Below are 23,677 nucleotides of genomic sequence, written 5' to 3' on the forward strand. Positions count from 1 at the left end.
AAAACTTTTTTTGGATTTCTTCTCATCTTGATTGCTACCGAAGCAGCAAATCTTTTATACTATATTCAAATGTTAAAGAGCCTCTTGAAATAAATGGTGGACATGACAGGAGTCGAACCTGCGACCCCCTGCGTGCAAAGCAGGTGCTCTCCCAACTGAGCTACACGCCCACAAGATTTCGCATCAACTGTTTTGCAGTGATGTTTGTCGTTCATCTCTCAAGGTGAAACGTAATTTATGTCTTCTCGTTTTATATGTCAATACACTTTTTTCTTTTTTTTAACTTTTTTTTGCATTTTTTTTTATTCCCTATCATAATTTCATATATACAAGGAGTTTCTCAATAATGGCTATTGCAAAGTTTGTAAGAATAACACTGTTTCTATGCTTTATTTTAGGTTGTACTAAAAATACAGAGCAAAACCCGCAAGAAAATACATCGGACAAAAAGGTCGATGTCTTTAAAATAAAAGTTGATCGTACTGGATTATCTGAATCTGAAGGTATTATTAAGACTTCTCATGGTGTAATCACCTTTAAATTCTACCCGAAAGTGGCTCCTAATACCGTTGCACGCATTATTCAACTTATTCAAAGTGGTTTTTATGATGGTTTATCTTTTCATCGTGTTGTGCCTGACTTTGTTATACAAACTGGTGACCCGACAGGTACTGGTACAGGGGGTTCCGGCCAAAAGCTACAAGCAGAATTTAATAAATTAAGTCATGTTAAAGGAACAATGGCCATGGCACGTACTTTAACAGATGAAAATAGTGCCGACTCGCAGTTCTACATTGCTTTAACAGCACTTCCACACTTAGATAAAAAGTATACTGTATTTGGACAAGTTGTTGATGGATTAGATGTTTTAGATAAAGTCAGAAAGGGCGATAAGATAATTAGTATCGAATATATAGAGTAAAGTTTTTAAAAAGAAATTTATGCATAAAAAAAGCCTACTGATTAGTAGGCTTTTTTATTATTTTCCATGTCTCTTTTTATCTTTTGTGTAAATGAAGGTTTTTAGAACTAATAGCATAAGGATTAAAAAACCAATAATCCAAGTAGTCTTTGCAGTGAATTGGCCATCTTTTACTGGTAATGGTTCTTTCTTACTTGCTTGTGTTTCAGTCGTTGTATTCGTATTTGTATTTTCAGACATACAAACTCCTTTTTGTCCTATCTAAACATTGATTCTAAAATAAGTACTGTCGCATATACACCAGCTGAAATTGGAATAGCTGCGATAAAACGAGTCCACTTTGTTTCTTCGTTTAAGTGCATGAAGTAATAAGCAACAAGAAATGCTTTTCCGAATGCTAAAAGAATTAAAGCAGAGTCGCGGTAGATCTTTGCAATATTAGTCATACCAGGAATGATAAGTTCTACAGCAGTTAGAAACGCAAGTACGAAGAAAATAAAGATATAAAGTTTCTTATGTGAATGATGTGCACCTTCGGCCATTTTATTCTCCATTTTTATATTAGTTTTTTGAATATTCTTTTCTATTTACTAGTAAGCCAACATCGATCATTAATTTATTAATGTCTTTCTTTGTTGAATCATAATAACCTCTGACGTTTCCTGTTCCATCAACTAGAACTAACTTCTCAGAGTGTGCAATATCAAACATTGTAACAGTTTCACCGTTAACATTTCCTTTAACTTCTTCCATCTCACCCATGGCAACTCCGAAGCCATCAATAATTGTAGCTTGAAGGTCTTTAGTTTCACCAGTTAAGAATGTCCAAACATAAGGATTCGCTTGATGTTTTCTTGCATATTTAAAAAGAGTTTTTGGTTTGTCAGTATCTGGATCAACAGTAAAAGAAACAAGAGCAACTTTTTGTCCCAGTCCTCTTACTCTTTTTTGAATCTTTTGCATTTCAGCTGTTAATCTCAAGCAACTTGAAGGACATGTTGTAAAAATAAAGTTTGCAATATAAACACGACCTGCAAGTTCTTTCGAACCAAATGTTTTTCCAAAACTATTCACAAGTGAATAGTCTGGAAGCTTCTTTAAGACAGGCAGCTCTTGTGGTAACTCTCTTGTTACCGACTTAATAACCGGAACAGAGAAGAAATAAAGAACAAATACTAACCAAAATGCTTTCTTTGAAATAAGCACTTCGAATAAGTTATTTGATCTTTTTATACCTAGAGTTGCCATCTTATCGATTCTCTTTTTTTGTTATTGGTTTTTAATACGATCCATTAACTCTTTACGAGCATCTGTATTCTTTAAACTCTTTAAGTAATGAACGTAATGAGCAACTGCCCAAATTTGATCATCAGTTATTGTTCCCTTCCAAGCGGCCATTGCTGTACCACCAACACCAGCAGCTAAACGTAGAGCGATTTCTTCAACAGTATCTGCTGAACGAATTGAGTTCCAAGTGAATTCAGGTGGAAGTGATTTAAATCCCCATTCCGTTTCTTGAAGCTTAACTTGGTAGTCAAGTTCAGTGAAGTCATCTTCCCCCATTCCAGTAAGCTCTGCTAGCTCCTCTTTTGGAACATAAGCTCTGTGACAAGACCAGCACATTGCATCGGCGTGATATACTTTCTTACCTTCCTCAATGGCAGCTTCTAAGTGAGCTACACCATATGGATTTTTAGTTAAAATAACTTGCTCACCAAGCTTCTTATCTTTACCTTCCCAAACATCTGGAGCAAATGTCTTGATGTATTGAACTACTTCAAACATTTGATCTTTTGTAAGGTCCCAAGGAAGCATTGCTGTTCCATGTAGTCCTTTTTCAAGGATTGTATAAAGATGTTTATCATGTGGAAGTTCTCCTGATGGAACAAGACCAAATTTAAAGACACCTTTTGTAAAGTCACGCGGTGGAACTTTCATTGACTTAGCTGCAACACCTTTTCCATCACCGTTAACACCGTGACAGGCCATACAGTACTCAGTATAAATTTGTTTCCCTCTATTAAGAACTTCACTCTTAACATAGAGACCACCTGCGAATACTTTATCTTCTTTAAAATGGTTTTCCTGGCATGAAACCAAAGATAAAATTGTAAACATTGCTGTTAAAGTTAATGCCATTTTCTTCATAGCTATCCTCTTAAAATACAAACATAACGATAAACATTACTAACCATACGACACCAAGAAAGTGCCAAAACTTAGATACATTCTGTACCCAAGTTATTTTCTCAACACTGTAACCTTTTGCAGCTACAGGAAGTAGAAATAATAATGCAATTAAACCTGCAACAATATGCGCAGCATGTGTCCAAGTTAATGCATAAAATAATGATGGAAAAACACCGCCTGAGGCGTGTAATCCCATTGCGGCCATTGAGTTCCATAGTTGTAACTGTACAAACATAAACCCAAGTCCTAATAAGAACGTTAAACCAAAGTAAGCTCTCATGGCCTTAAGGTTCTTTTTTTCAAAAGAAGACTCAAAAAGAACAAGAGTTGCAGAACTTAACGCAATTATAAACGTACTCACCATTGGAATTGTCAGAGGGATTCTCGGCATTCCCATTGGTGGCCATACATCAACAGTAAAGCGATATACAGAATAGCCAAGTAACATCGAAGCAAAGAGCATCGTAAAAGAAACAAGGATAACGATCATCGCAATTGATGATGTTAACTTTCTTGCCTCAATGTCTTTATTCGTCATAACCTGGCTCATTCTAATTATGCCTCAACTATTTCTTCAGTTTGGTATTGGAAATCCTTACCTTCTGGAAGATTAGGGTTTCCTAGCTCGTGTGGCCCACATTTAACAACAGGAATTTCCTTGAAGTTATAAACCGGTGATGGTGATGGGATAGTCCACTCAAGTGTACCTACATTCCATGGGTTATTAGGTACTGGCTCTTTTTCTTTCTTAAAGAAAATTGTGTACACAAAATTAATAACAAATGGAATCTGCCCAAGCCCCATAAGTAGAGCTGAGTAAGTAATAAATGTATTAATAGGAATCATTTTTTCCATGAATTCATATACGAATGGATTGTATAGACGTCTGTGCATTCCAGCGTAACCAACAATCATCATTCCCATGAAAACACCATTTAGACCAATCATTGTGATCCAAAAGTGTACCTTACCCCAGAATTCATTTAGGAATTTACCAAACATCTTTGGCATCCAGAAATAAATAGCAGCGTAACCACCAAGTAGAACCGAAGCGGCCATAGTGTAATGGAAGTGACCTACTACGAAGTAAGTATCGTGAAGGTAAAGGTCAGTTGTAACTGTAGCTAGGTATAGACCAGTTAAACCACCAAGACCAAATACGAATACAACACCTAGAGAGAAAATCATTGGTGTATCAAATCTAATTGACCCTTTCCAGATTGTTCCTAACCAGTTAGCAAAGAAAATTGCTGATGGAATCGAGATCGTCATTGTAAGAGTCATAAACGTTTGAGTTAAAAGTGGACTCATTTGAGTCGTATACATATGGTGACCATATACAAGCGTTGAAAGTATTGTAATTGAAGTCATTGAAAGCGCAGTTGCTTTCGCACCAAATGCTGGTTTTCTTGCAAAGAAAGAAAGTAAATCAGATACAATCCCCCAAGCAGGAAGAATAAGAATATAAACTTCAGGGTGACCAAAGATCCAAAAAACGTGTTGGTAAAGAATTGGGTCACCTGTCCCAGTTGTTGCTGCTGCACCAGCTAGGAAGAATGTCGTTCCAAATACACGGTCAAAAATAAGAAGAAGTAGACCTGCACCAAGAACTGGTAAGAAGATCGCGTTTAGAATAGCTGTAAGCCATAGACCCCAAACAGAAAGTGGCATATCAAAATATCCCATACCTGGAGCTCTAAGAACGATAACCGTAGTAATATAGTTAACAGCACCCATTGTTGAAGAAACACCCAGTAGGAAAAGCGCTAAAGACCAAAGAGTTTGACCTGCACCTGGTGATCCTATCAGTGTTGATAACGTTGGGTATGAAGTCCAACCACCTGCAGCTGCACCTAATGGTAAACATAAAGATGCCACAAGAATTAATGCAGAAGCTGCTGCAATCCAAAAAGATAGCATATTAAGTAGTGGGAAAACCATATCTCGCGCACCAATCTGTAGAGGAATAAGGTAATTACCAAATGCCCCAATAAGAATAGGTGTAATTGCGTAGAAAATCATGATCGTACCGTGCATTGTAAATAACATCGCGTACGTATCTGGTGGAACAACTCCTCCCGTTGAAGGGAAAAGAAGGTGACCAAGTACTGGGAATGCCTCTCCTGGAAACGCTAGTGTCCAGCGAATCATTAGGGCCATCATCCCACCTAAACCTAGACCAATGATTCCATACCAAAGAAATTGCTTTCCGATCACTTTGTGATCAAAAGAGAAAATATACTTTGAGATAAAAGTCTTTGGCTCTGAGTGAATATGTTGCTCGAAAAATGCCATTTTATATTCTCCTAAAAATTATTTTAAAATTAATACTGCCACTTCCAACCCCAGAATAATTCAGGGTTTTCAGGATCATTCTCTTGAAGAGCTTTCTCTTGTGCTTCTGCAAGCCATACTGCGAAGTCTTCTTGTGAATAAGTAGTCAGAGAAGCTTTCATTCTATAGTGATATGTTCCACACATCTCTGCACATGCAATATCCCAAGTTCCCGCTTTTGTAGGCTCCCACCACATACGAGTTAAACGACCAGGAATAGCATCAACTTTACGACGCGCATTTGGAAAGTATAGAGAGTGAATTACATCTTTAGAAAGAACTTGAATAACAACCTTACGATCAGTAGGAAGTCTAAGATCATTTAATTGCACAACATCGTCTTCTGTGTTGAAAACGTTATCTGCACCGGCATATCTAAAGTGCCATGCCCACTGCTGCCCAAGAGCTTGAATTCGAAGTGGATTCTCATCAGCTTTTGGCCACTTTGCAAAAACGTTTACATAATCATCGTTTGAAATTCTTGTAATGTTCATATCGATTCCTAGGAATACCGATAGACCAATTACAGTCGCAATGATGATATGAATTTTCTTGTTTCCGTAAGTGTAATACGGCTTCGGGTGTCTCTTAGCTGCGTATTTATAAGAGAAACCAAAAAGACCAATACAAACTAATGCAAAGAAAAATAAGTTCATATAAGTCGTGTAACCAAATAACCAGTCAATTAAATGACCGTTAACTGAGATGTCTTCTGGAGGAGTCATTCTCTCCCAAAGACTCATCTGCTTAGAAGTTGTGCTAACAACTGCAGCATAAACAGGTGTCAAAAATCCCATAGACCTTCCTTCTATTGAAATACCTAATTAAATTGAATTGCTAAATTTTAACCCTTTTTTATAACATTTTCCACGATTTAGCTAAGGAAAATCATCAAGGATAACAAGAGAGGTAAATAGATTATAGAACCCCAAAAATATTGTCGGGCCCAAGCCACATAACTCTCCTCGTCATCAATGAAAAAACTTTGCAAACTTTGAGCAAAAAATAATCCATTAACAATTATCGAAGCTATAAAAAAGTTCTTTGAATTGAGATCGAAAAAGTATCCGCTGACAGCAGATAGTGCTAACAAAAATGTCCAAACAGCAATACAGATCTTCATCTTAGTAATTGAATAGAAGTGAGGATAGACCTTAATATCACCTTCAGCATAGTCTTGTTTATGATAGATTGAGATGGCCATGAAGTGTGGGATCTGCCAAATAAATAAAATTGTAAAGAGTAAAATGGCAAGGCCATCAATCTCACCAGTGACAATTGTGCGGCCCATAACTGGTGGAATTGCTCCCGGTAATGCCCCTACAAATAACGCGGCAGGACTCTTTCTTTTCATAGGTGTATACACATATAGGTAAGAAAAAAATGCCAACGCACCGAGCAATGCCGTCGCAGTATTAACAAAAAAGTACGTTGCGAGAAAACCAACTATAAATAAAATCCATCCCTGAATAAGAGCATAAATCGGCTTTACTCTTCCAGCAGGTAGCGCTCGATCTTTAGTTCTAACCATATTGGCATCAACATCAATTTCCATATAGCAATTAATAGTCGTGGCCGACATTACAATTAAAATCGAAAAGACTAGTGCATTAACTAGATAGAAAAAGTCGATATACTCACCAGTTAACAAGATTCCAGAAATGATTGTCGAAACGACTAATAACCCAAGCCTAGGCTTCGTGAGGCTTAACATATCACTTGCAAATGTATGCTGGTATCCACCAAGATTTACTTCTTCGAACTTTTTAAACCATTGAAATAAAAAGATTAAGTTTAAACTTATTAGTACGGCCAATAACAAGTGAAGAACTTGGAAGTAAGTCGTATCAGTTAATAAGAACAATCTCTTTGCATTAAATAAATGGATTAAAAATAAGATAACTAAACTTGAACTTAAAAATGAAAATTGCTTAAAAGCTCTCCCATGGAGACTCAGTGCAGTCTTAATAATACTAAATAGATAAACAATTAATGTAAGTAAGAAAAGTATCCCTAGATACTTATGTAGCGAGTGAATTTGGGCCGCTACAGTACTAGGCCAAAACTTAATACCATTTGCTGTATTACAAAGAATATTAATATTCTCACCCATACCACAAACATCTTTTGTTGCTGTTTGGTGAATTACACCGCCAAAGAAAAATTGTACCAATGCAATTAGGAGCATTACAAAAACAAAGTCTTTAGCTTTGGGATTATAACTGACAATTTTTTCACTGATTTTTTCAATATCAGGAACAAATAGCTGAGCAAATATTGCAATATATGCAAAACTTAGCATTAAGTGAAAAACACTAACTAATGTAGGTAACTTATAGATAAAATTTATACCACCAAGAAGTGACTGAAGAATAAGTAGGAATAAACCTAAACGAACTGCTCTCTCTTTTGGTTTTTTTATAAAAAGAATCGTATTTAAAATAATGATGATTCCAGCAAAAATTCTATGGAGAATCGGATATATTGAGGCCTTATCAACAGTTGGTGCATAACAAATAGGCCAAGAAGTACACTCTAAACCAGTAAAGTCTGCACTAACGAGCCCACCAATAACAATTAGCCCTAAAGTCAGAACAATATTGATAAAGGCCAAAGTACGAAACACTTATACACTCACCTGTTTTGCTTTTTTTAAAATTACGATTAACTCATATATAAAGTATGTGAGTAAGATTGCAAAGAGTAGGTGTATAGGCTGAGCTACGGCCGGAAATGCTAAGTATGCTAAAATTACACCCGCAGCAACCACTCCTATCAGCGTTAACATGATAGAAATACACTTTCTTTGGACAAATGCATGGTCTTGAAATTCCTGCATAATTCTTCGCAGAGTATATGAGAAGCCTAAAAGTATTAGAATCGAGAATGAGCGATGGATATAAAAAATCATATCAAGTCTCTCAAGCCAATTAGTACGTGCTAAATTTGGCTCAGTATTTGTGATCACATCAATCTGCTCTCTTACCTGTGTCCCTAGGACAACCTGGATTACGAGAAAAGTAACTAAAACCCATAAATAATCTTTGTACTTATCAACATTATAATTTCGTTCAAATGAAATTGGCTTAGTTTCATATTTCAGCTGTGCCAAAGCAAAGGTTAGAAAGATTGTCAGTAGCATATGAACAGTGATGACATTTGGATGAAGATGAGAGCGGACAACCATTGCTCCGACTCCTCCATTTAAAACAACTAAGAATAAGGAAAGTCCTGCAAGCCAGACAACTTTCTTATTATCCTTCTTATAGGCAAAAGATAAGACGAATAAAATAATTGAAGCGATACCAGTCCAAACTCCGGCCATACGGTTGAAGTATTCCGTCCAAGTATGTACAGGATTAAAAACTGCAACAATTCGTCCTGGTTTAGAAAAACGTGTACGATAATCATCAGGAAGTTGATCAACACTAGTAGGTGGAATGACTTTTCCAAAACAGGTCGGCCAATCAGGGCATCCCATACCTGCACCAGTACTACGAACCATTCCTCCAATGAAAATCAATGTAAAAACGGTGATTATGACTATAGGCAAAAACTTTTTAAATCGATTCTTATCCATCATTATGTCTTCTACTTTTACAACTTCTTTACCCAACATTAGCTATCAATAATTTCCAATTTCGATGGGATAGGATAGTATTTCTCTATAGGAGTCAATATGCACAAAAATCAAGGACCTGTCTATTACGGTGACTATTTAGAATTAAATAAATTACTCGATACTCAAAATCCTCTGTCAAAAAAATATGGTGACGAGGCCCACGATGAAACACTATTTATACTAGTGCATCAAGTATATGAATTATGGTTTAAACAGATTCTACACGAGCTCAACTCAATAAAGAAAATTTTCTCAGTCGAAAAAGTTCAAGAGTCAGTACTTTCAACGGTATCTTCTCGATTAGAAAGAATTAAAAAGATTCAAACATTACTACTTGGTCAATTAGAAGTCATGGAAACAATGACTCCGATGGACTTCCTTGAGTTTAGAGAGCTTCTTGTTCCAGCTTCTGGTTTTCAAAGTGTTCAGTTTAGAGAAATTGAGATTTTACTTGGGTTATCAACAAGTGACCGTAAGGAAGTGGATCGAGAATACTTTCTCGGTCGATTAAATAAACAAGATCAAGAAAGACTTTTAAAAATCGAAAAAGAAGACACTTTATTTTCAGCTCTTGAAAAATGGCTAGAAAGAATGCCATTTACTTTTAAAGAAGATTTTGATTTTTGGAAAGAATACCAGGCTTGCGTAGAGGATATGCTCTGTGGGGATGAAATTACAATTTTTAGTAATGTTGCAAATATGACTCCTAAAGCACTTGAGATTCAAAAAGCAAATCTACAAAGTACGAGAGAAACTTTTGATACTCTATTTAATGAAGAAAAATATGCCAATCTTGTCAAAGAGGGCAAGCGTAGACTCTCACAAAAAGCAACTCTTAATGCTTTATTTGTGCTTCTCTATCGAGATGAGCCTATTCTAACACTTCCATATACAATACTTTCCCACCTAATGGATATTGATGAGAATTTTACAACGTGGAGATATAAGCACGCATTAATGGCCCACCGAATGCTAGGAACTAAGATTGGAACAGGTGGATCATCTGGACATCAATACTTAAGAGATGCCGCTGAAAATAACAGGTCATTCATTGATTTATTTAATCTTTCAACATTTTTAATTCCAAGATCTCAAAGGCCAAGTCTTCCACAGGAACTGCGAGACGAAATGAACTTTAATTATAAGGACTAGAATGTATAAGAAATACTTTTCAAAATTTCTAAAAGCAAACGAGGGAAAGCTTCACTTTGCAGCACATTCACATCATTACTGGCCAAATGTCACGCGAGAAGCACAGATTCAGTATTGGGATGACAGTGCAAAGTATGCAGACCATAAATGGGGAGAATTTTTCTCAAACACATTTCGCGAGCTTCAAACGAGATTAGCTGAAATATTAAACACATCAAGTCCAGAGCAAATTACATTTGCACCTAACACACATGAACTGACATATCGCTTATTATCTTGTTTTCCTAATGGAGCAAAAATCCTAACAACAGATAGTGAGTTTTATTCATTTGACCGACAGATCAATAGGCTTGCAGAAGAAAATATTGTATCAGTTACGAAAATAAAAAATACAAGAGATAACTCTTTCATAAATGACTTTATCAAAGAAGCAAACTCTAATAAATACGACCTGATTTTTATTAGTCATGTCTTCTTTAATTCTGGTTATGCAATTCCAGATTTAACGGAGTTTATTAACGAAATTAAAACCGAAGCACCCATTGTTATCGATGCCTACCATGGATTCATGGCATTGCCGACTGACTTATCGGCCATTGAGGATCGAATTTTCTATATGGCCGGCGGTTATAAATATTGTGGTTCAGGAGAAGGATCTTGTTTCTTAATTTCACCAAGAAACACGAAACTTAAACCCAAGAATACTGGCTGGTTTGCTCAAATGGGAGAACTAACAAACTACAAAGAAAATGAAGTTCCTTTTAGCAATGAAGGGTTTCGTTTTGCAGGATCCACAATGGACTTCTCTGCTCTTTATCGAATGAATGCAGTTTTACAACTTTGGAAAGAAGAGAATATTTCAGTAGAACAAATTCATAATCACGTAAAAACAAATATGAATGAGTTTCTCAATCTTATTTCTGATACTGATCTATCTAAGAACCTTATCCCAATGGATACAAGGGGCCACTTCCTGGCCTTTGAGTTTCCAAACTCTAAAGAATGCGAATCTTTTGCTCAAAAACTGAGAAAAGAAAGTATTGAAACTGATTACCGACAAAATATTTTAAGGTTTGGCTTTAGCATTTACCAAGATATTGATGATATAATAAGGGCTACAAATATTATTAATAATATCAAATAGGTTGATTAATGAGTACAAAAGAAAAAAAGAGCCATGAAGAACTTGGCTCAGGCGCATCTGACAAAAAGGGTATTGCGAGGTTTTTTGAGAATATCTTTAGAAAAAGTAATGCCATTGGATATGTCGTGGCAATGTTACCTCCGGCAATTACTTATGTAATTTGTATTACACTTGCATTAACTCCGGGCTATATATTTCTTACTGAAACATATGCCATGGTTGCCAATAGTAATATCCTTGTACAAGGCCTTTCCATGTCCCTTGCTTTTGTAATGTCATACGGGGCATATACTATAACGCTGATCTTTATTGTTCCCTTCTTCAATTGGCTCTATCCATTAAAGATGAAGCCATTTAAAGGAAGTTGGATCTCTCTTGAAACTCTTCCTTGGTACTATCACAATGCCTTAACTCAACTTGTTCGCTATACTGTTTTAGACTTTTGGCAAGCGACTCCAATTATTATTCTCTTCTATCGAATGATGGGAATGAAAATAGGAAAAAATTGTGTCATCAATACAACAAATATATCTGACCCTGGCCTCATCACTCTTGAAGACTATGTAACAATTGGTGGCTCTGCTACAATTTTTGCTCACTACGCGCAAGCAGGTTATCTCGTTATTGCTCCGACAGTAATAAAAAGAGGTGCAACAGTAGGACTGAAAGCATCGATCTTTGGTGACACCGTTATTGGTGAAAAAGTTCTAGTTGCCCCACATGAAGTGGTTCTTCCAAAATCACGACTTGATATTGAAAAACGTAGAACGACTAAAAATTCAGATACTTTAGGAAAATAAAAATAAGAACACCTGTTACTGAAACATAAAGCCAAATGGGTAAAGTCCACTTTGCCCATTTTCTATGACTTAAAAAATTTCCAGAAAAAGCATTCCAAAGAGTGATTAAAATCATTGGTAACATCACAATACTCAGAAGTACGTGAGATATGAGAATTGCAAAGTAAATTGGCCTTACCATTCCCTGTGCGATGAATTTCGTATCACCATGATAGTGATGATAAAGTAGATATGAAATCAGAAAAAGTGCTGATGTTACGGTCGCACCTGACATACTCTTTATATGAAGGGAAACCCTCTTTGTTTTAACAAAGTAATATCCCATACAAAGTAATGTCGCCGAAATTGTATTTAAGATAGCGTTTACAAATGGAAGATGATCTACCCACCACAATTTTACGGCCGCTTCTGGTTTGAAATAAATAAACCAAACAAGAAAAAGCGCAATAAAGCCGCTTAAAATAAATAGAAGTGTATAAATGAAGTTGCTGTTATTCTTCTTCATTGGCAATAGCAACTTTTGAATTTTTGCGATACTTGTAAATCGTTTTATAGAGAATAAAAAATGGAATATAAATTAGCCCAATAAATATAATTAAAATCCACACGAGACGAGCATCTTTTGGATTATCCATCGAACCAGCACAGCCTGGACATGCCATCACATAATCAGAAAATAGAACGACTATTAGTATAAGTAAGGGAACGATAAATGCTTTCATATACTTGACCTTATACTCTTTTCGATTGATTTCGTCTAATATTTTGGCCAAAAACAAAAAGGCCCCAGATTAACTGGGGCCTTTTTTTCATATATTCTAATTAATTAAATTAAGTAAATGAACGTGAATACTAGAATCCAAACAAGGTCAACAAAGTGCCAGAAAAGACCACAAACTTCAAGTAGTCCATAATCACCTTTATCAAAACGACCTCTAAGTGCTAGTACATACATATAAATTAGGTAAATAACCCCAGAAAGTACGTGAAGACCGTGGAAACCAGTAATAGCAAAGAATGTTGATGAGAACAGGTTATTTCCGTGCTCATATGTTGAGAAAGTCATTCCCATATCAGTCATTAAGTGAACATACTCATATGCCTGAATACCAAGGAAGATAACTCCACCAATAATCGTTGCTAGAAGCCAATTTCTAATTTGCTTAGGTTGTCTCATTTTTACAGCATCAATTGCCATAACCATTGAAACAGAAGAACAAATAAGAATAAATGTCATAATCCCTGAAAGGTGAACACCACCAAGTGCTTCAACAGGATTTGGCCAATGCTTAGTTGCACGAAGTACAGCATAAGCAATTAGTAGACCTGAAAACGACATGGCATCTGTTCCAAGAAACAGCCACATACCAAGTTTATTAGGGCTAGCCTTACCGAATTGTGGATCATCAGGGTAAGCAATTACACCATCATGAACTAAATCTTTTGTATTAGCATGTCCTGCCATTTGTTAACTCCCTTTACCTATTTACTCTGCTTCTTGTGCTCTGGTGAGTAAAAGTCACTTCCTAATTCTAAAACGTATTTAGTAACAGCTTCAATTTGTCTTTCAGCATCTCCATCAAGAAGATCTGGATCAGCTGCCATACCTTCAGGCCAGAAAGAAGGCATTGTTGTACCAGGCATAATTTGGTCTGGTCCTCTTAGCCATTTCTTAATCCAGCTCTTTCTAAGTCTTCTCTTAGCGTAGCGAAGATCTGGAGCTAGTGCTTCATCATTATTGAATCCTTGAGTGTGACAAGATGTACAAGCAAGGTCATTAAATAACTTAACTGCAGCACGTCTTTCTTCCTTGCTTTCCCAAACAACTTTCTCATTCTTATCAAAGAAAGGTTGATCAGCTTTTACACGGAACATATCAACGAGCTTTTCTTTTTCTTCATCAGTAAGATCAAAAGAAGGCATTCTTACATCAACAAAAGGTCTAATTGGATAAACATTTCCTAAGAAGTAATGGAACCAATCAGCTTGTACACGATGTCCTTGCTCAACAAGTCTTGGAGGTGCAGCATTTACATCATCGTAAATCTCTAGCATATCTCCAAATCGTCCATCAATCTGGTGACATCCAATACAGTTGTATTTAACAGCAACTTTCATACCTTCGTTAACAACAGTTTCATCAGCATCGTATCTCTTAACACCCTTAAGTGGGATTTTTTGATCAACCATACCAATTAGAGCAGTTGTAATTGTTGCGGCCTCTTCTTCTTTCATGTGGAATTGAGGCATTCTTAAAAGATCTTTGAATGGCTTATCAACACCGTTATCCCATCTTCTTGGGTTTAGTAAGTGTGCCTTAATCCAAGCTTCTCTAGAGTGCTCAACTTTCTCATGAGAGAAACCAAATTGAGTTAGAGGCTTAGAACCAATTTTACTTAATTCAGGACCAATAGGAGCTCTTCCATCAAATCCTTTAATGCTGTGACAAGAGTAACAACCGTACTTACCAACTGAACGACGACCAAGTTCCATTGTTCTTTCATGATCACTCATTGTCGCAAGTTTTGCTTTTGCAACTTCTACAGTGTCAAACGCTGAGAAGTAAGTAACAAGCATTTCATCTCTTGCTTCTTTATCCATTTTTGCAAACTTAAGCTTTTCAAATTTTTCATTCTTTAAGCTCATTAAGTAAGCAGTAATATCATTTGCTTCTCTATCAGTAAGTCTGAAAGAAGGCATGATTGTATCTGGTTGGAAGTGGCTTGGTTTTTTAAGCCATGAAACCATCCAGTTAGCATCTTTAATCTTAGAACCGATTCCATCTAAATATGGCCCTTTATGAGCATCAATTTTTTGAGACTCAAGTGGGAAGTCCTTAGCGCCGTGACAAGATAAACATCCAACAGAACCAACAAGTTCTTTACCACGTTCTTTATTACCACCAGTGTATTTCATGAATGGCTTGTAACTCTCTGATTGCTCATAGATAAGTTCGGCCATTGCATTTACTTCTGCAATATTCTTCTTTGTAAACTCTGGTGTTGAGTTATTATCATTTTGGAAGAACTGAGGCATTTTTGCATGCTTATTGAATGCCTTTGGTTCCCATACCCAATTTTTAAAGAATTCTTTATCAACTTTCGCTGCAATCTTCTCTAAACTTGGACCTGGTTTTCTCTTATGCTCCCAACCTTCAATTTTGTGACAAGCATAACAACCAAATTTTTCAAGGTTACGACGTCCTTCATTAAGAGTCGTTGCTTGTGGAATATATTGAACATCTGAGTGACATTTAACACAACCAGCTTCATAGTCACCACGTCTAAACTGAACGATTGGGACTTTGTGTGGCTCATGCCAATTATACTTAGCAATCCATTCTTGTTTTTGCTCTTCTGTAGCAGGCATGTGAGCTGCTGCATTGAAGTCATTAACTCTATGACCTTCACCACCGTGACAAGCTGTACATCCAAACTTCTTCATTGGGTGCTTACCTTGTGCACCAACCATTAAGTCTAAGTTAGGGTGTGTCTTATGTGGGTTTGGTTGATTCTCGTAACCAGGCTTATCAATAAATGTGTGACAAGTCATACAACGGTCAACTTTAGGAACCTGTTGAAAGAAACGATCATCTGTAATGTTTTCAAGTACAACTTGTTGAACCTTAACTGTTGGGTCCATAAAGTCGATAAATGGTAAGTTTCTTAAAGCGAAAATAGGAGTTACTTCTTTTCTAGCTTCAGCTTTCTTAAGAAGTTCTTTACGTCCTACGATACTATTGATCTGCTTCTTAATTGATTCAATATCTGAATTAAAAGAAGCAGCTTTTCTCTTAAGAGCTTTTTCACTTGCTTGAAGTTCTTTCTTGCGATCTGTAGATGCAGCAAATAACTTCTTCTTTTCCTGAAGTTTTGAATATAACTCACCAGCATTTGGAGCGTGCTCAGCATGAGCAACACCATAATTAAATGCTAAGGCAGCAACGTCAGAGTTAAGACGACCATTAACAATCTGTTCTTTCTTAATCTCTTTTTCAATTTTATGAAGTTGTTCATTTACTTCAGCAATTGTTTTTTCTTTTTCAGCAACTGCTTTCTTGGCTACTTCAAGTTCTCTTTCTAAGATCTCAAGTTTTTCTTTTGAAATCTTTGCTTCTTCTTCAGCAATGTCTTTAGCAATCTTCTCTTTTTCGATCTTCATTGCTTCGACTTGAATAGCTTTCCAAGGTCTTAAGTAATCATCGAGAAAAACCCAAATCACAGTGACCAAAAGAACTAGTGAAAAGATCGCGAAGATCTTATTCAGTTTTTTCATATCATAGGCCATGCCTGGCTCATGTTTCTTTGACATTTTTATATACCCTTTATTACTTCTTCTTTCTTACAGGTTAAGTTCCCACTCAGGCAGAGCGATAATATATTTCAGACTAAATAGCCATCTCAGAACCATCTTAATTGGTAGTGATGTCATACCTAGTACTAGAATAATGAAAATATAATATCTAATCTGACCAGTGTTTTCGATAATCTTCTTCCCGTACTTTGACTTAGCAATTGCAACTGGAAGTACACAACAGTAAACAAGAGTTAGGATAATCCCTACAATCTCTCTAACAATAATATTTGAAGGCATTGGTGTATTTAGCCACTTAAGCCACACAAACTCTGAAAGGTTAACGTTGTACTCAGAAACAACTTTATGGAAGTCCCAGTACTCAAATGGACCATAGAATGTCCAGTTTGGACCACGTAAGAAAGTACCAACGATAATTAGATACATCCAAAGAACAATCCAACCATAAAGGAATCCCCACATAGCAATTGGTCTTTCTTTAATTGTGAAATAACCATTACCTTTAGGGTTTGTATCAATATATGGAATTGCAATAAGTCCAACTAGAATAAGTCCAGGAAGCACAACCCCTGCCATCCAAGGATCAAAATATACAAGCATTTCTTGTAGACCAAGGAAGTACCAAGGTGCTTTTGCCGGGTTTGGTGCCCAAGTAGTATTTGCAGGTTCCTCAAGAGGTGCCTTGAAAACAATCGCCCATACAACTAAGAAAATTGTACAACCGATCATACACATAAGTTCAGTGAAAACTAAGTTAGGCCATACCCATACTTTTTCTCTATTTTCTGGAAGTGCTTCAATTGGACACTCACCATTTTCAATTCTCTTATCATTCTCAGCGGCTCTATAAAGTGCATACCAAGTAAGCCAAGCAATAAGAACAATAATAATGTTAATAGGAATGTTATCTGGCCAAAGAATAATTGCTCTAAAGTTCGCATCCATACAAAACCAAACCGTAATTGGTGCAGCTGCGATTAACGACCATTTAGCAAACTTTTTACTTCCAACAACACGATAATATTTCATCATGAAGAAGAATAAGACCGACACAATCGGGAATGATCTAATCGGATCGGCTAGCCAGTTGATAAGTTCTTTCATTTATATATCCCTTTCTCTCAAAATATACTTTCTAAAGTGGTGCTGAAATCCCACCGTCTTTTCTTACACGCCAGAAGTGAACTGCAATTAGAACACCTACAACAAGTGGAATGAATACACAGTGAAGAATATAAAATCTTAATAGCGCCGGCTCTCCAACGAAACGTCCTGCTAGAAGCTGGAAACGAACGTCGTTTTTATCAGAAACCATTACGAAGTCACCAATTTGTGCTAACGCAGCACCTGGACCACCATGCCCTAGGAATGGAGTTGCTTTGGCCATGTTTGAACCAACGGCAATCGCCCAAATCGCTAGCTGATCCCAAGGTAGAAGATACCCAGTGAACGATAGAAGAAGAGTTAATACTAATAGAATAACACCAACACCCCAGTTGAATTCTCTAGGTGGTTTATATGAACCAGTCATAAAGACTCGGAACATGTGTAGCCACACAGTAATAACCATGGCGTGGGCACCCCATCTGTGAATCTCACGCATAATCCCTAAAGGCACGTGCTCTTTAAGTGCGATAATATCGTTATATGCGTACTCAGCAGTTGGTCTGTAATAGAACATTAAAAGTACACCAGTTACAGTAAGTGCTAAGAAAATAAAGAAAGTAAGTCCACCCATACACCAAGTATAACCAAGTTGAACCCCTGATTTCTTAAGTTTGATTGGGTGTAAGTGTAAAAACACGTTACCAGCAACTACTGCTGCTCTATTTCTTGCGTTTGTCGGAGGACCGTGTCTAAAGATTGATTTCCAGACTTGAGTCTCTCTAATGTAATCAACAACACCTCTTTTAGCCATTGTTATTCCTTCCTATATATTTAACTAAATTAAACCTTTAAAAAACTTTGAGGGTTATCCCACTGACCTTTTTCATAACGGAAGATCTTAGTTTTATCGACGATGATTTTCCCTTCAGCATTCAGTGAAATTTTATATCTTTCAAGTGGTCTTGGAGCTGGCCCTTCGAAGTTAATACCATTTTGGTAATAACCAGAACCGTGGCATGGACACTTAAATTTTAATTCAGCAGGTAGCCAGTTTGGTACACAACCAAGGTGCGTACAGATATTTGAAAGTGCAAATAAGCGCCCTTCCATTTTAACAATCCAAACACCGTAACCGTTCTTCCAACGCTCATCAACGCCTTCTTCGTAATCGTTAGGTCTTCCGGCAACGAAGTCCATTTCTGGTTCAAAGTTAACGTTCGGGTAAGTGTAGCGGAAAGCTAATGTTAAGAAACCTGCGATTGCAGAAGTAAACGCAACCCAACCAACAGTTACAAAGCTAAAGAACTCTCTTCGGTTTAGCTGTTTTTTTTCAGACATTTTTAGAAACCTCTATTTCTTATTTATTCAAAAATGCACTAATTTAAGTCGCAATGACTCAAATTGTGATTCATAAGTTACTGCAAATTCAATTTATTCTTTGAAGGATGTTATCACTATTTCAACGAATTTAAAACTTCCTTTGCAAGGCTGACAACTTTTATATCCTTCTCAATATTTATCATTTTTTCAACGCTTGGCGACATTTCGTTCCAACCGTACTTTTTCAACGCAGTGAGTACATTATATTTAAGGCCACGGATCTCCTGTACAGTTAATCTTTTGCCTAAAGACTCATCATTTAGCATTAAAATCTCATTGATCGTATTTTTCGCTTCATCGTTCTTATACGCGATTAATGCTGTAGCTGCGGCATATCTAACAGTAAAACCGAGCTCACTTTTAAGCTGATCAACAAATAAATTTTCTGTATCTTTCACTTCGTGAGTAGCAAGAGTCAGTATCGTCACCTGAGTTAGCGCCGCATCATCTCTTCCTAGAAAAGACTTTACGAGATCCCAGTTAAACAAAATCCCCTTAGGCATTTTTGACAGTGCCACCATTGCATGAAAATTAATTTCAGGATGATTTTTATCTTTTAAGGCACTTTCAAGTACAGGAAGGCCTCCTTCATTACCAAGGGCCCCAATTGCCACAACAACAAAGTCACGAGTTCTTGGATCAACACTAGTTCGATAAACATCTTTTAGATTTTCTACAACCCATGGAATATCTTCTTCTTCAATTGCTCCAGCAGAAATAACTTTTGAAAGCTCTAATGCTGCAATCCACTTATTACCAAAGGTTTTCGACTTCATCTCATGGACAAGATCTTTATAAGAGTGATCATTTGAAAGCATCTTAGTCACACCAAAAATAATTAATGCTCCAACTAATACGATTGCAATAGGCACCATTAAAGAGCCCATTACCGGATTACTTTCAAGAAGTTTTTTATCTAGTTTATTACTTTGATTTTTCTCGCTCACGAAGAAATTGCCTTATAGTAAATGTTTTATTAAATATGAAATAAGAATTAGCAAATTAGAGTATAGTTGACAATTATAAAAGGTGAAATTATGGCCTATCTATTAAGAGCACTGATCGTTATCATGGTTGCCGCAATCGGCCTAACTACTTGCGTAGCACTAGGATTTATTGATGTGGGTATCAGTCACATAAAGTTGGCCATTCCAGCCTACCTTTATACAATCTTCGCACAAGCATTCGTAATGTTCTATTTTATTGGTGTTTCGAGACTTGTTAATAATATCAATCTGATTATTACAAGTGAAAAAAATCTCCATGAGCTATTTGATGACGCACCGGCAGACCTAACTCCATATAAAGATAAAGTTAAACGCTATGTTCATAAGGCCGACCTGGCCAAGAGACAAACTATTCCTTGGACAATGCTCATGATCATTCTAGGAATGATTGCATTTTTCCTAGGTGGTGCCCATGACACTAATATGGTGGAAAAAACAACTCACTCAGGTGTTGCGTATGGGTTTATTGCCTCAATGCTAATTGGGTTTGTTAGGCAATGGTGGTTCCTTGGTCAGACTCACCAACTACTTCGTGAAGTAAAGACATTGTTTAGCATTCCAGATGGTCAGATGTAGCGCCACTTTTCTTTAGCTAAAAAACTAGTCGAGAAGAGTGCATTTATGCACGACGGTTCGTCTCAAGGCCAATGGGAAAGTTATCGAAATATAGACAGCTAGATTGTCTTAAGCCAAATAAATACCTTATTTTTACCAGGTGGATTACGACGTGTTCTTGTACGAGATTCATAAATAACAACAGCATCATCACCTTTAACTTGTGCCATGAAATCTTTTAAGTGAGATCTGGGAACATAGAGGTTGTAATAAAAACCACCAGGAACAGCGAGGCCAGGCTTTACGTTATCGACTTGTGTAACTTTATATAGATCTAAAAGTCTTGATAATCTTCGACGAGTTTCATCAGTATCAGCAGAGTTCATCATCACTCGATATACTTTTGTATTACCGTAGCGAGAATCACGATAACCACCACCTTTAATATCTTCTTCAAAAGACGACTGCTCGCGATCAGCAGACGAGATATCTCTTGGAAGTGTATCAATTGATGTTAGAACAACTTCTGATTCAACTTCATCACGTTCTTCGTCTTCTAATGTTTCACCAAGAAAGTTTTCTGAATCATCAACATTTTCAATATCTTTAATATCTAATTCAAATTGTGCAATCTGTTCTTGATCAGCGATTGTTTCTTCTGTGAATTTTAAACCTTCATTTTCCCAACGAAACTGTGGTTCATATACACTAATTTTATCCGCTAGATAACTTTCATAAGTTTTATTCGCATACTCAATGGCCCAAACAAGAAAAATAGCAATACCGACAAAGGCAAATATCTGTGCCATGGTTTGAATTTTTGAACTTAAGTTATCTCTTAACTTAATACGTGAAAGATTAAAGTTTCTAACTTTGAAGTCTTTTTCCATCTTTCTAACAAAGTATACCCACTCTTGATAAAGAGTTACCTCCATCGATGTTAGAATCTCATGGTTATGACTTCCTGAAAAAGTGAGATCCACACCGAGATCATCGACTAACTTCTGAACTGTTGTAGATTTATTGCTTGAAAGGATATCGTTAATTGTAAAGTTACGGTTTATATACTCTTCATGTTCAGGAAAAACTTCAACAAAGAAGCTTCTTAAAAGAATTGCAATATCTCTTTCATTTTGGTGAAGGTTTTGTGCAAGCTCTTCAATTGTAATTCCACGTGAAATAAAAACATAGCAATTAAACTTATCTCTAAGCCAAATAAACCATGATTCTAGAGGTCCTACATTTATATTTTCGATTAAATAAGTGAAGCGCTTAGAGATTTGAAATAATGTTAAGTCCTCATCAAAGAAAGCCTGCCAAAATCTTTCAAAATCCTCACGGTACTTACCTTGCCACGTTACATTTTGAATATCGAGACAAAGCCAGTCACGAAAAGCTACATAATCATTATGAAAGAATTTTAATTCTTCACTTACCTTATTCATCTATACTCTTTTGATAAGGATACCAATTCCTTGGCCACCACCAATACATGCACTTGCAATACCGTACTCTTTATTTTCAGTTTTTAATTGGTGTGCGAGTGTTGTTGTAATTCTAGTTCCAGAAGCAGCAAGAGGATGTCCTAGAGCAATTGCTCCCCCCCAGATATTTACTTTACTCACATCTAATGAAAGTTCTTTTAAACAAGCTAATGTTTGTGCAGCAAAAGCTTCATTAATTTCAAATAGATCAATCTGTGATTGTTCCATTTTATTATTTTCTAAGATTTGATTAATTGCTGGAGCTGGGCCAATTCCCATAATTGTCGGATCAACTCCAACGACTGCACCATCAATAATTTCTGCAATAGGTTTTAAACCATGCTCTTTTACAAAGTCTTCACTAGCAACTAAGGCCACAGCAGCACCATCGACAATTCCGGATGCAGAACCAGCAGTAACTAGGCCATCTTTTACAAAAGTTGAACGCAGTTTATTCATATCGGCCAAAGACGCATCAGCTCTTAGGTGTTCATCTTTTGAAACACTTCCCTTTCTGATTTCTACTTCACATATTTCTTTTTGTAAGTGTCCATCGTTATAGGCATCAGCTGCTCTTTGGTGAGAAAGTAGTGAGAATTCATCACAATCAGCTCTAGATACTTCATATTTACCACCAAGGTTTTCTGCCGTTATCCCCATTGGACAACCAGCATGTTGGTCAGTTAGAGCATCGAGTAACATATCCACATTCTTAAGTGATCCGTATTTCGTACCAAAACGTGCACCATATGTTAGATGAGGAACCATCGACATATTCTCAGTTCCACCGGCCAGTACACAATTAGCTTCATCTAATTTAATTAACCTAGTCGCATCTAAAATTGCCTGAATACCCGAGCCACATAGTCGGTTAATAGTAATTCCAGGAGTCTTTTCATCACATCCTGCCTTTAGGGCCAAATGTCTTCCACCATACATAGTATCAGTTGACGAAGGGACGACATTACCGAGAATTACCTGATCAATCAGCTCGGCCTTAAGGCCAACTTCGCTAAGTAGTGAATTTGTGGCAGACACTGCTAAGTCCACAGGCTTAATATCTTTTAATGAGCCACCAAATTTACCAAATGGTGTTCGTTTTCCCTCTATTAAAAATACACGACGGCCTTTATTTAAGGACATATTTGCCTCCATTCACTTACGGTTAAATCCTTTATAAAATATATTAGGACGCTTTTAGGTCCTAGTCAAAGAAGAGTATATTATGTCTACAGAAATTAACCGTCAGCAGCTCGAAAGATTCAAGCAACGAGAATACAAGAGACACGCCCATCAATTAAAGAAGGCGAAGATCGAGAATAATCGTGAATATGAAAAGACTGAGAAAAAGCATCTTTCAGACATTAAAAGACTTAATAAACACTATGAAACTGAGATCAGTAGTCTTGAAAATAAGACGGAACTTAAATTAAAACAAATTAGAGACAAGCAATCTGAACTTGTTAAAGAAGAAAAAGAGCGCATGGAGCTTGAGCTTAATAATATGAAAAAGTCCCATGAAGCAAGGGTTGCAGAATTAAAAGAAACCCATGACAATCAGATTTCGCAAATGACAGAGTCTCACCGCGATACACTTGAACAAGCTCGCGAAAAATACATGAAAGAAAAAATGAAATGGGAAGAGGCTTAATCTCCCAAAGGAAAC

Annotated in this window: 25 protein-coding genes and 1 tRNA gene; 6 read left to right on the forward strand and 20 right to left on the reverse strand. The window is 36.6% G+C overall.

What is annotated here, in order from left to right; all coding sequences use genetic code 11:
- Positions 1-94: 94 nt before the first annotated feature.
- Positions 95-170, reverse strand: a tRNA-Ala gene (locus ACMAZI_RS00005).
- Positions 171-346: 176 nt separating this feature from the next.
- Between ACMAZI_RS00005 and ACMAZI_RS00010 the strand changes: the two genes are divergently transcribed.
- Positions 347-922 carry a peptidylprolyl isomerase gene (locus ACMAZI_RS00010; RefSeq protein WP_114706221.1) on the forward strand — a complete coding sequence of 192 codons (576 nt, stop codon included), beginning with the start codon at positions 347-349 and terminating at the stop codon, positions 920-922.
- Positions 923-979: 57 nt separating this feature from the next.
- On the opposite strand, the gene ACMAZI_RS00015 is transcribed toward ACMAZI_RS00010, so the two are convergent.
- The 9 genes from ACMAZI_RS00015 to ACMAZI_RS00055 all read right to left on the reverse strand — a co-directional run bounded on the left by ACMAZI_RS00015 (position 980) and on the right by ACMAZI_RS00055 (position 9,065).
- Entirely contained in the window at positions 980-1,162 is a 183-nt protein-coding gene (locus ACMAZI_RS00015; RefSeq protein ID WP_114706220.1) for a hypothetical protein, read from the reverse strand.
- A gap of 17 nt (positions 1,163-1,179) precedes the next feature.
- Positions 1,180-1,464: a cytochrome C oxidase subunit IV family protein gene (locus tag ACMAZI_RS00020; protein ID WP_158536808.1), complete on the reverse strand. Its 285-nt coding sequence runs from the start codon at positions 1,462-1,464 to the stop codon at positions 1,180-1,182.
- Between the two features lie 19 nt (positions 1,465-1,483).
- Entirely contained in the window at positions 1,484-2,170 is a 687-nt protein-coding gene (locus ACMAZI_RS00025) for an SCO family protein (protein ID WP_114706218.1), read from the reverse strand.
- Between the two features lie 21 nt (positions 2,171-2,191).
- Positions 2,192-3,070 (reverse strand): c-type cytochrome, encoded by an 879-nt coding sequence (locus tag ACMAZI_RS00030; protein WP_114706217.1) that lies wholly within the window; start codon positions 3,068-3,070, stop codon positions 2,192-2,194.
- Positions 3,071-3,080: 10 nt separating this feature from the next.
- A complete protein-coding gene (locus ACMAZI_RS00035) occupies positions 3,081-3,650 on the reverse strand; it encodes a heme-copper oxidase subunit III (protein ID WP_158536807.1) in 570 nt (189 codons plus the stop codon).
- A gap of 17 nt (positions 3,651-3,667) precedes the next feature.
- A complete protein-coding gene (locus tag ACMAZI_RS00040) occupies positions 3,668-5,407 on the reverse strand; it encodes a cbb3-type cytochrome c oxidase subunit I (RefSeq protein ID WP_114706215.1) in 1,740 nt (579 codons plus the stop codon).
- Between the two features lie 29 nt (positions 5,408-5,436).
- Entirely contained in the window at positions 5,437-6,243 is an 807-nt protein-coding gene (locus tag ACMAZI_RS00045) for a cytochrome c oxidase subunit II (RefSeq protein ID WP_114706214.1), read from the reverse strand.
- 77 nt (positions 6,244-6,320) lie between these two features.
- Positions 6,321-8,072, reverse strand: a complete 1,752-nt coding sequence (gene cyoE / locus ACMAZI_RS00050) for a heme o synthase (protein WP_412474015.1) — start codon at positions 8,070-8,072, stop codon at positions 6,321-6,323.
- A complete protein-coding gene (locus tag ACMAZI_RS00055; RefSeq protein ID WP_114706212.1) occupies positions 8,073-9,065 on the reverse strand; it encodes a COX15/CtaA family protein in 993 nt (330 codons plus the stop codon).
- Between the two features lie 60 nt (positions 9,066-9,125).
- Between ACMAZI_RS00055 and ACMAZI_RS00060 the strand changes: the two genes are divergently transcribed.
- Genes ACMAZI_RS00060 through ACMAZI_RS00070 form a run of 3 tightly spaced genes read left to right on the forward strand, consistent with a single transcriptional unit; the run spans position 9,126 to position 12,164 of the window.
- Positions 9,126-10,220: a tryptophan 2,3-dioxygenase family protein gene (locus ACMAZI_RS00060; RefSeq protein ID WP_114706211.1), complete on the forward strand. Its 1,095-nt coding sequence runs from the start codon at positions 9,126-9,128 to the stop codon at positions 10,218-10,220.
- 1 nt (position 10,221) lies between these two features.
- Positions 10,222-11,364 carry an aminotransferase class V-fold PLP-dependent enzyme gene (locus ACMAZI_RS00065; RefSeq protein WP_120404074.1) on the forward strand — a complete coding sequence of 381 codons (1,143 nt, stop codon included), beginning with the start codon at positions 10,222-10,224 and terminating at the stop codon, positions 11,362-11,364.
- A gap of 8 nt (positions 11,365-11,372) precedes the next feature.
- Complete coding sequence (locus ACMAZI_RS00070) at positions 11,373-12,164, forward strand: hypothetical protein (protein WP_114706209.1); 792 nt, start codon at positions 11,373-11,375, stop codon at positions 12,162-12,164.
- Here ACMAZI_RS00070 and ACMAZI_RS00075 read toward each other — a convergent pair.
- The 8 genes from ACMAZI_RS00075 to ACMAZI_RS00110 form a co-directional block, all read right to left on the reverse strand.
- Positions 12,136-12,669: a DUF420 domain-containing protein gene (locus tag ACMAZI_RS00075; RefSeq protein ID WP_120404073.1), complete on the reverse strand. Its 534-nt coding sequence runs from the start codon at positions 12,667-12,669 to the stop codon at positions 12,136-12,138. The genes ACMAZI_RS00070 and ACMAZI_RS00075 overlap by 29 nt on opposite strands.
- The gene (locus tag ACMAZI_RS00080; protein ID WP_162929484.1) at positions 12,656-12,937 is read right to left on the reverse strand and encodes a hypothetical protein; all 282 of its coding nucleotides are present in this window, start codon (positions 12,935-12,937) and stop codon (positions 12,656-12,658) included. The genes ACMAZI_RS00075 and ACMAZI_RS00080 overlap by 14 nt, the downstream gene beginning before the upstream one ends.
- 53 nt (positions 12,938-12,990) lie before the next feature.
- Positions 12,991-13,629, reverse strand: a complete 639-nt coding sequence (locus tag ACMAZI_RS00085; RefSeq protein ID WP_199506617.1) for a heme-copper oxidase subunit III — start codon at positions 13,627-13,629, stop codon at positions 12,991-12,993.
- A 17-nt stretch (positions 13,630-13,646) separates the two neighbouring features.
- Positions 13,647-16,475, reverse strand: a complete 2,829-nt coding sequence (locus ACMAZI_RS00090) for a c-type cytochrome (protein WP_114706206.1) — start codon at positions 16,473-16,475, stop codon at positions 13,647-13,649.
- A gap of 30 nt (positions 16,476-16,505) precedes the next feature.
- Entirely contained in the window at positions 16,506-17,582 is a 1,077-nt protein-coding gene (locus tag ACMAZI_RS00095) for a hypothetical protein (RefSeq protein ID WP_205570963.1), read from the reverse strand.
- A gap of 31 nt (positions 17,583-17,613) precedes the next feature.
- Positions 17,614-18,396: a cytochrome b N-terminal domain-containing protein gene (locus ACMAZI_RS00100; RefSeq protein ID WP_103218399.1), complete on the reverse strand. Its 783-nt coding sequence runs from the start codon at positions 18,394-18,396 to the stop codon at positions 17,614-17,616.
- A gap of 29 nt (positions 18,397-18,425) precedes the next feature.
- A complete protein-coding gene (locus ACMAZI_RS00105; protein WP_114706205.1) occupies positions 18,426-18,923 on the reverse strand; it encodes a ubiquinol-cytochrome c reductase iron-sulfur subunit in 498 nt (165 codons plus the stop codon).
- Positions 18,924-19,039: 116 nt separating this feature from the next.
- Positions 19,040-19,912: a HEAT repeat domain-containing protein gene (locus ACMAZI_RS00110; RefSeq protein WP_120404071.1), complete on the reverse strand. Its 873-nt coding sequence runs from the start codon at positions 19,910-19,912 to the stop codon at positions 19,040-19,042.
- A 90-nt stretch (positions 19,913-20,002) separates the two neighbouring features.
- Here ACMAZI_RS00110 and ACMAZI_RS00115 point away from each other — a divergent pair, with 90 nt between their 5' ends.
- Positions 20,003-20,548, forward strand: a complete 546-nt coding sequence (locus ACMAZI_RS00115; RefSeq protein WP_412474014.1) for a hypothetical protein — start codon at positions 20,003-20,005, stop codon at positions 20,546-20,548.
- A gap of 98 nt (positions 20,549-20,646) precedes the next feature.
- Here ACMAZI_RS00115 and ACMAZI_RS00120 read toward each other — a convergent pair whose 3' ends face one another.
- Both ACMAZI_RS00120 and ACMAZI_RS00125 read right to left on the reverse strand, forming a co-directional pair.
- Entirely contained in the window at positions 20,647-21,972 is a 1,326-nt protein-coding gene (locus ACMAZI_RS00120; protein ID WP_114706202.1) for a hypothetical protein, read from the reverse strand.
- On the reverse strand, positions 21,973-23,154 hold the full coding sequence (locus ACMAZI_RS00125; protein WP_412474013.1) for a thiolase family protein: 1,182 nt from the start codon (positions 23,152-23,154) through the stop codon (positions 21,973-21,975).
- A gap of 82 nt (positions 23,155-23,236) precedes the next feature.
- On the opposite strand from ACMAZI_RS00125, the gene ACMAZI_RS00130 reads away from it, so the two are divergent.
- Entirely contained in the window at positions 23,237-23,662 is a 426-nt protein-coding gene (locus ACMAZI_RS00130; RefSeq protein ID WP_120404068.1) for a hypothetical protein, read from the forward strand.
- Positions 23,663-23,677 lie beyond the last annotated feature (15 nt).

Source organism: Halobacteriovorax sp. YZS-3-1, assembly GCF_047084945.1.
Taxonomy (GTDB): domain Bacteria; phylum Bdellovibrionota; class Bacteriovoracia; order Bacteriovoracales; family Bacteriovoracaceae; genus Halobacteriovorax_A; species Halobacteriovorax_A vibrionivorans.